The 7,846-nt window shown below is 52.0% G+C and carries 5 protein-coding genes; 2 read left to right on the plus strand and 3 right to left on the minus strand.

Features of this window, described 5'->3' with window-relative positions; all coding sequences use genetic code 11:
* Positions 1-30 precede the first annotated feature (30 nt).
* On the plus strand, positions 31-1,452 hold the full coding sequence (gene der, locus ACTH3S_RS17030) for a ribosome biogenesis GTPase Der (protein ID WP_441810207.1): 1,422 nt from the start codon (positions 31-33) through the stop codon (positions 1,450-1,452).
* 26 nt (positions 1,453-1,478) lie between these two features.
* Here der and pta read toward each other — a convergent pair whose 3' ends face one another.
* The 3 genes from pta to ACTH3S_RS17045 all read right to left on the minus strand — a co-directional run bounded on the left by pta (position 1,479) and on the right by ACTH3S_RS17045 (position 7,344).
* A complete protein-coding gene (gene pta, locus ACTH3S_RS17035; RefSeq protein ID WP_441810208.1) occupies positions 1,479-3,635 on the minus strand; it encodes a phosphate acetyltransferase in 2,157 nt (718 codons plus the stop codon).
* Positions 3,636-3,717: 82 nt separating this feature from the next.
* Entirely contained in the window at positions 3,718-4,905 is a 1,188-nt protein-coding gene (locus ACTH3S_RS17040; RefSeq protein WP_441810209.1) for an acetate kinase, read from the minus strand.
* 21 nt (positions 4,906-4,926) lie between these two features.
* A complete protein-coding gene (locus tag ACTH3S_RS17045) occupies positions 4,927-7,344 on the minus strand; it encodes an EAL domain-containing protein (protein WP_441810210.1) in 2,418 nt (805 codons plus the stop codon).
* A gap of 232 nt (positions 7,345-7,576) precedes the next feature.
* On the opposite strand from ACTH3S_RS17045, the gene ccoM reads away from it, so the two are divergent.
* The gene (ccoM, locus tag ACTH3S_RS17050) at positions 7,577-7,732 is read left to right on the plus strand and encodes a cytochrome c oxidase subunit CcoM (protein WP_441810211.1); all 156 of its coding nucleotides are present in this window, start codon (positions 7,577-7,579) and stop codon (positions 7,730-7,732) included.
* Positions 7,733-7,846: the final 114 nt, after the last annotated feature.

A 7,846-nucleotide genomic window follows, 5' to 3' on the forward strand; every position in this document is an offset into this window, starting at 1 on the left:
GAGCCTAAAACGACTGTATAGCGAACCATTATGACCCCAGTAATTGCCCTTGTCGGCCGCCCAAATGTTGGCAAATCGACATTATTTAACCAGATGACGCGCTCTCGAGATGCTCTGGTGGCGGATTTTCCCGGCCTGACCCGGGATCGCAAGTACGGTGAGGGCACTTACGAAGACCAGCGCTTTATCGTTATTGATACCGGCGGTCTTACGGGTACCGAAGAAGGGCTGGATGCCGAAATGGCCCGACAGTCCATGCAGGCCGTAGACGAGGCAGACATTGTTCTGTTTTTGGTTGATGGTCGGGCAGGCCTTACGGCAGGTGATGAGATGATCGCCGATCACATGCGTCGATCGGGCAAGCAGGCTCATCTGGTGGTCAATAAAACCGATGGCCAGGATCCCGATATCGCGGCTGCTGATTTTTATAGTCTTGGGTTTGAATCAACGTTCATGGTGGCGGCGTCTCATAACCGTGGCATCCGTTCGATGCTGGAGGTATTGCTGCCCTCTGAGGACGATCGGGTTGAAGGCGACAGGGCTGACCGCTATCCGGGTATCCGCATTGGCATAGTTGGTCGACCCAATGTTGGTAAGTCGACACTTGTTAACCGGATGCTGGGCGAAGAGCGAGTGATTGTTTATGACATGCCCGGCACCACTCGAGACAGTGTTTACATTCCTTATGAGCGCCAAGATAAACAATACACACTTATTGATACCGCAGGTGTTCGACGCCGCAAAAATGTTAATGAGGCGGTGGAAAAGTTTTCGATCATCAAGACACTGAAGGCCATCGATGATGCCCATGTGGTGATACTTGTTATTGATGCGCGTGAGGGGCTAGTTGATCAGGATCTTCACCTGATCGGTTTCGTGCTTGATGCCGGCCGTTCACTGGTAGTTGCGGTGAATAAATGGGATGGCATGGACCCCGAAGATCGGGCCAAGGTAAAAGAGCAAGTAAAACGTCGGTTGGACTTTCTTGATTACGCCGACAAGCACTATATTTCTGCGCTTCATGGGTCCGGCGTGGGTGTTATGTATGAGTCGGTGGAGGCCTGTTACGAATCGGCCATGGCCAAGTGGCCAACCAACCACCTTACAACCATACTCGAGGATGCGATTTCTCAGCATCAGCCGCCCATGGTTCGCGGGCGCAGAATTAAGTTACGTTATGCTCACCAGGGTGGCTCTAACCCGCCAGTTATTGTTGTTCACGGCAACCAGACAGCTTCGCTGCCGGGTTCTTACAAGCGTTATCTTGAGAATACGTTCCGCAAGGTACTGAAGGTGACAGGCTCGCCGATTCGGTTTGAGTTCAAATCCAGCGAGAACCCCTTTGCCGGAAAAGTTGATCGGCAGACGCCACGTCAGAAGGTCAAAAAAGACAACGACTTGAAAGAAGGGCGCAAAGTGAAAAGAACCCGCCAGAAAAGCACCAAACGCTGACAGGTTGTTTTGTTGAGCGGGGTGGCTTAAGCCAGCCCCGCATCCGCTACCTGCTTTGCCTGTACTGCAGTTAGTGCGATGGTAAACACAATATCCTCTACCAGCGCACCCCGCGACAAATCGTTAACCGGCTTTCTCAAACCCTGAAGCATCGGCCCAATACTCACTACGTTGGCGCTACGTTGAACCGCCTTGTAGGTGGTGTTGCCCGTGTTGAGATCCGGGAAGATGAACACCGTCGCTTTACCGGCCACCTTGCTGTTTGGCGCTTTGCTGCGGGCAACGCTTTCGATGGCGGCTGCGTCGTACTGTAGCGGCCCATCAATAAGTAAATCTGGCCGGCGTTCGCGGGCAATTTTGGTGGCCTCGCGCACCTTCTCCACATCGTGCCCGCTCCCGGATTCGCCAGTGCTATAGCTGATCATGGCAACAACTGGCTCAACACCAAAGGCTTCCGCTGACTCCGCACTTTGTATAGCAATATCCGCAAGTTCCTCGGCGTTTGGATCGGGGTTGATCGCACAGTCGCCGTAGACCACAACCTGTTGTGGTAGAAGCATGAAAAATACCGAGGAGACAACTTTGGCTTGATCGTGGGTTTTGATCAGTTGCAGGGCGGGGCGTACTGTATTAGCGGTGGTGTGAATGGCACCGGAAACCAGGCCGTCGGCTTCATCCAGCGCGACCATCATGGTGCCCATAACTACGTTGTCCTCAAGCATAGCTTCGGCCATGTCTGGCGCTAGGCCTTTGTGTTTGCGCAGTTCAACCATTGGCGCAACGTAGCTTTTACGCACCTTGGCAGGATCGATGATTTCAATATCATCAGGCAACTCTAGGCCCTGGGACGCAGCAATGTCTCGGATTTCCGTTTCGTCGCCGATCAGCGCGCAACGGGCAAGCTTACGTTGGTGGCAAATAATGGCAGCCTGTACGGTGCGGGGCTCACAGCCTTCTGGAAGCACAATGCGCTTGTTAGCTGCCCGGGCGCGTTCTGAAAGTTGGTAGCGGAAGGCCGGGGGCGATAAACGGCTCTGAACTGCAACACGCAGGTGCTCCTGAAGCCAGTCGGTATCGATTTTGGTAGCGACCGTTTCCATGGCTTTTTCGATTCTGTCCGGATCATCGGTTGGAATCGCGGCGGAAAGGTTTGCCAACATGTGGGCGGTTTCGTAGGTATTAGTGTGCGAGCTTAGCACCGGCAACCCGGTACCCAGTGCTCGCGAGCACAGATCGATCACACGCTGGTCAGGCATTAGACCACCGGTTAGCATCAGGCCGGCGAGAGGCACGCCGTTGAGGGCTGCTACAGCGGTGGCCACAATAATATCTTCGCGATCTCCGGGTGTGACCATCAGCGTGCCTGGACCTAAGGTTTGGGTCATGTTGCGAATCGATCGGGCACACACAGACACTTTTTGAACCCTTCGGGTATGCATCTGACCTTCGTGCAACACGGGAATATCTAGCTCTCGGGCAATATCGGATACCCGCGGCGCCATTAAATCCGGTTGCCAGGGGATTTCTGCCAGTAGCCGGAAACGCCCATCCCGAAAGACGCTGCAAGCGCTCTCATAATCAATAGTTTCGCAGGGCGTTTGACTGATATTGCTATAGGGTTCGAGCCCCGATCTTTCTGGTTCACCGAGCTTGTTAAGGATAACGGCAATCACATCTTGTGCGGATACATCCGAGAACAGGCGCGCGGAAAAGTCCAGATCTTCATCAAGCTCGGCAGCACTGCATTTTCCCGGGGTGCTGACCAACACCACCTCGGAACCGAGGTTGCGGGCCACTTCTACGTTAAGTCGTGCTATGTAAGCTTCGCTGCGATCGGGTACCAGCCCTTCGATGATCACCACATCAACATCTTTGGCGACCTTTTGGTACTCGCCGACCACGGTTTCCATTAAGAAGTCTGATTTTCCACGGTTCAGCAAATGTTGGGCTTTTTTTAGGGGAAACGGTTCCGGTGGCTGTAGGTGGCTGCGCGAGCGGACAAAGGTAACGGAAGAGTCTTTGCCGTTGTTGTGTTGGGACTCGCCCTGATTAACCGATTGGCAAAAGGGTTTGTAGAATCCAACACTGATGCCCACGCGTTCCATAGCGCGTAATAGGCCCAAACAAACGGATGTGAGCCCTGAACCCATGGATGTCGGGGCGATAAATAGACTTTTAGCCATAAAGAGGTTCCGATAGTTCTTTAAAAATTCGGTAAATGGTTTGCTAAAACGTTGCTTTAAACGGCTTGGCTACGGGTATCGATCAGGATAATTGGGCTAGGCGCGCTGCCTCGCGGGCAATGACCAGTTCTTCGTTAGTCGGGATGACCAGAACAGGAAAGCGCGAATGAGCGCTTTCTATTCGGCCTTCAGTGTAACGACCATGCTGCTTGTTTTTATCGGCATCAATACCAAACCCTAGAAGGCCTAGATGGCTTAGAGTTTTCTCACGCACCTGCACACTGTTTTCTCCGATACCACCGGTGAACACTAACGCGTTCAGTTGGTTTAGCGATGCCATCATAGCGCCTACGTATTTTGCTAAGCGGAAGCAGAAAATCTCGATGGCAAGAGCGGAAGGCTCGTGGCCGTTAACAGCCAGTTCACAAAGTGTGCGCATGTCGTTGGTTTGCCCTGAAATTCCGAGCAGCCCGCTTTCATGGTTAAGCACCTTGTGAACGTCCTCCAGGGCAACGCCTTTAGTGCGTAAGTATTCAAAAAGCCCAGGGTCAATGTCGCCGCTTCGAGTGCCCATAACCAGCCCTTCGAGCGGGGTAAGCCCCATACTGGTATCGACACTCAGACCATCTTTAATTGCGGTGATGCTACACCCGTTGCCAAGGTGGGCTGAGATGATAGAGGTTGTTTCGGAAGGTTTTCCAAGGCGCTTACCGGTTTCATTCGCCATGAAGAAGTGGCTTATGCCATGGAAGCCATAGCGCCGAACAGCCCAGTCACGGTAGTAAGCTTCTGGCAGCGCATAAAGGAATGCTCGCGGTGCAAGGGTTTGATGGTAGGCAGTATCAAACACGGCGATCTGCGGCGACTCAGGAAACAGTTCACGTGTAGCCTCGATTCCAGCAAGGTTGACTGGGTTGTGAAGCGGCGCAAGGCCGGCGCAGTTATCGATGGCCGTCACGACACTGTCGTCAATCAGGACGGCTTGGCGAAATGTTTCTCCGCCATGGACAACACGGTGACCAATAGAGGTGGGCACCCCGGACATGAGTTGACGCTCCCGAAAAGCTGAAACCAACGCCTGCAATGCCTGCTTGTGATTGGAGCTGGCAGAGAGCGCAACGGATCGGGCGTCGCCATCAATTCGTGCAAACGCATCCGGCTGGTTAAGGCGTTCTGCTATTGCTGATGCGAGTTTTTTTTCATTTTCGTCGAATAGGGCGAGCTTTAAAGAAGAGCTGCCACAGTTAACAACAAGAACGGATTGTTTCATGTTCCCACAGTTCCCTGGGTGTCAGGTTGGTATACGGTGATTGGTTTTCAGCCATTCGATAAACTCCCCGGCAGGGAGTGGATGGCTGTAGAAAAAGCCTTGGGCGAAGTCACAACCTTCGCGTTTCAGGAAATAGGTTTGTGATTCTTCCTCAACACCTTCGGCGACAATGGCAAGCCCGAGGCTGTGAGCCATGTTGATAATGGCACGCACAAGGGCGGCGTCTTCTGGCTCTTTCATGACATCTTGGATAAACGATTTGTCGATTTTAAGAGTGTCAAAGGGGTAGCTCTTAAGATAGCTGAGGGCAGAGTAGCCAGTGCCGAAGTCGTCTACCGACAGGCGGATTCCCGCCCGATCCAGTTCTCTTAAAATGTCTGCTGTTTCAATTGAATTATCGAGTAGCAAACGTTCGGTGATTTCCAGTTCCAGCCTTTCTGGAGCCAGGTTGTTGTTGGAAAGCGCGCCCATAACGGCTTTGGTAAAGCCTGGATCGCGAAATTGTCGAGGGGATACATTAACCGATATGCCTATATCCTGACCGGTCGATTCCTTCCAGCCCTTTGCTGCAAGGCAGGCCTGTTCGAGTACCCATACCCCGATAGGAATGATCAACCCGGTTTCTTCGGCCAATGGGATAAAACGGTCTGGCATAACCATGCCCATAACAGGGTTGTTCCAGCGCAACAGTGCTTCTGCTGCCCGCAGTTCGCCGGTAGTAGTATCTACGATAGGCTGGTAGTAGAGCTCAAACTCCTGCAGTTCCAGTGCTCGCCGCATGCGAGATTCCATCTGTAGGCGTTCATGGGATACCTCAGACATTTCCGGAGAGAAGTGTGCGTAAGAGCTTTTACCCTGATGCTTGGCCTGATACATGGCTGCATCTGCGTGCTGGAGCAGGGTGCCGCTGTTGTCGGAGTCAGTAGGAAAGATCGCAATGCCAATGCTGGTGGTGACAAATACTTCCTGGCCATTCAGGGCATAGGCCGGAGTGAAGTTTTCAAGGATGCGCTCCGCTACCTGAGAAGAGGATTCCGGGCCAGTGAGTCCTGGCAGAATCACCAGAAATTCGTCCCCCCCAAGCCGGGCGACGGTGCTGGTTCCGCGCAGACAACTGGAAATTCTGCGAGCTGCCTCGATTAGTAGGTTGTCGCCGGCGTCGTGGCCCAGAGTGTCGTTAATGTGCTTGAAGTTATCAAGATCCAGAAACATAACCCCAACCATAGAGTTTTCACGCCTGGCCTGTGCCAGCGCCAATTTCAACCGGTCTAGTGCGAGCATGCGGTTGGGGAGGCCGGTTAAAATATCGTAGTTTGCCTGGCGCAATAACTGTTGTTCATAGCGCTTTCGAATGCTGATGTCTTCACCGAGGATAATATACCCCGTGGCGTGACCGGCGGCATCTTTAATGGGTGTTACGATCAGCTGTTCCCAGAACCGCTCACCGTTTCGACGCACACTGTTTACCTCGCCCTGCCAAACACCAACGCGCTGAACCTGTAAACGGATAGATTGCCAGAGGTGGCGGTTGTCTCTATTTTCTATGTGATTATCGCTCAGGGCGCCCGGGTGGCGCCCAATAATCGATTTTGGGTTAAAGCCAGTAAGCTGCGTGAACTTTTGATTGACAAACTCCACTCGCCACTGACGATCACACATAACAACGGATGAGGGGCTTTGCTCGATCGCCTTGGAGAATTTGTGAATCTCGGCCGCGTCTTTCTCCTGGCGAATCATATCGTCGTTCAGCCGCTTGCGCATCTGGTTGATGGCTTCAGTTACGCGCCCGATTTCATCGCTACGATGTGAGGGAGTGTCTGAGCGGTCCAGAGTAAGTGGGGTGCCGAGGTTTTTTAGAGAAAGGTCCTTTGCGTAATTTGCCATGGTGGTCAGGTGGCGTGTCACAAAATGCTGAAAAATTATAATAATGAGTATGGAAACAAAAAATGTCTTCAGGAACTGGGTGGCCATAATGATGCCAATTTTTATCTTCAGATCCTGGTAAACACGATCCAGATTGGCGGTTACAGTGAGGTCGCCGAGTTTGAGTTCGTCATTGCCTTCATGGATGACATCGAATTGGTGAGACTTGGTGTCAGCGCCACGGCGAATTTTGCCCATTACAAGTTCAGAGTCGGGCTCAATGCCCAGTCGCAAATGAACGATGTCTGGCAGGCTGAGTATGCCCTCCATTTGCGTTTGAAGAAGCTTTTGGTCGAGGGCCCAGAGGCTTCTGGCAAGACTGGAAGCATACCCGGATTCAACCTGCTGCATGCGGCTATCAATTTGAGAAAGTTCTTTGCTGTAATCGGAGTAGATTTGGATAGCCGAAGCGATCAGGGTGAATGCCGAGCTAAACAGAAGTATCCAGGCAAGCAGCCTGAAAGACAGGGGAGAGCCCGAGCGAAAACGTTGGAAGCGTGACGGCAGTTTGGGCATGTAATACTTAAGCCACCCGGATTAGTTATAAAAAACAATAACAAATTGTTTGGTGACTATAGCAGTACTGCTAAGCAAATTCCCTGAAAATGCTCGAAAATGTGCTTGCTTTGGTGTTTGCCGAATCTTCGAACCTAACTGTGATGTCCACCATTGATTTGGATCAATATCTGTATTTAGCGGTGACGTAACCTGAGCTTAATCAAGTTTGATAAGGGTCAGGAGAAAAATCATGTATATGGATGTCGTTGTTGTTGCCGGGATTGTAACAGTGCTGCTGATGGTAGTGTTTTTTGTTGGTGTGGGCGTGTTTATTATGCGTGACCAGAAAGTCCACGGAGAAAAACAGGAAAGGAAGAGTCTGAAAGACGGCGAAAAAGCGGTCTGATATGGCCGACTTTCACTAAGTAGGTTAAGCGTTTTACTTCAGATCTAGAGGTATGAAGTAAATGGCGTCCCCTAGGGGGTTCGAACCCCTGTTGCCGCCGTGAAAGGGCGGAGT

The organism is Marinobacter sp., assembly GCF_052094685.1.
Classification (GTDB): Bacteria; Pseudomonadota; Gammaproteobacteria; order Pseudomonadales; family Oleiphilaceae; genus Marinobacter.

Excerpts from the sequence above, each read along its gene's own strand:
- ccoM (WP_441810211.1), top strand. The coding sequence starts at position 7,577 with ATGTATATGGATGTCGTTGTTGTTGCCGGGATTGTAACAGTGCTGCTG.
- ACTH3S_RS17045 (WP_441810210.1), bottom strand. The coding sequence starts at position 7,344 with ATGCCCAAACTGCCGTCACGCTTCCAACGTTTTCGCTCGGGCTCTCCC.
- der (WP_441810207.1), top strand. The coding sequence starts at position 31 with ATGACCCCAGTAATTGCCCTTGTCGGCCGCCCAAATGTTGGCAAATCG.
- ACTH3S_RS17040 (WP_441810209.1), bottom strand. The coding sequence starts at position 4,905 with ATGAAACAATCCGTTCTTGTTGTTAACTGTGGCAGCTCTTCTTTAAAG.
- pta (WP_441810208.1), bottom strand. The coding sequence starts at position 3,635 with ATGGCTAAAAGTCTATTTATCGCCCCGACATCCATGGGTTCAGGGCTC.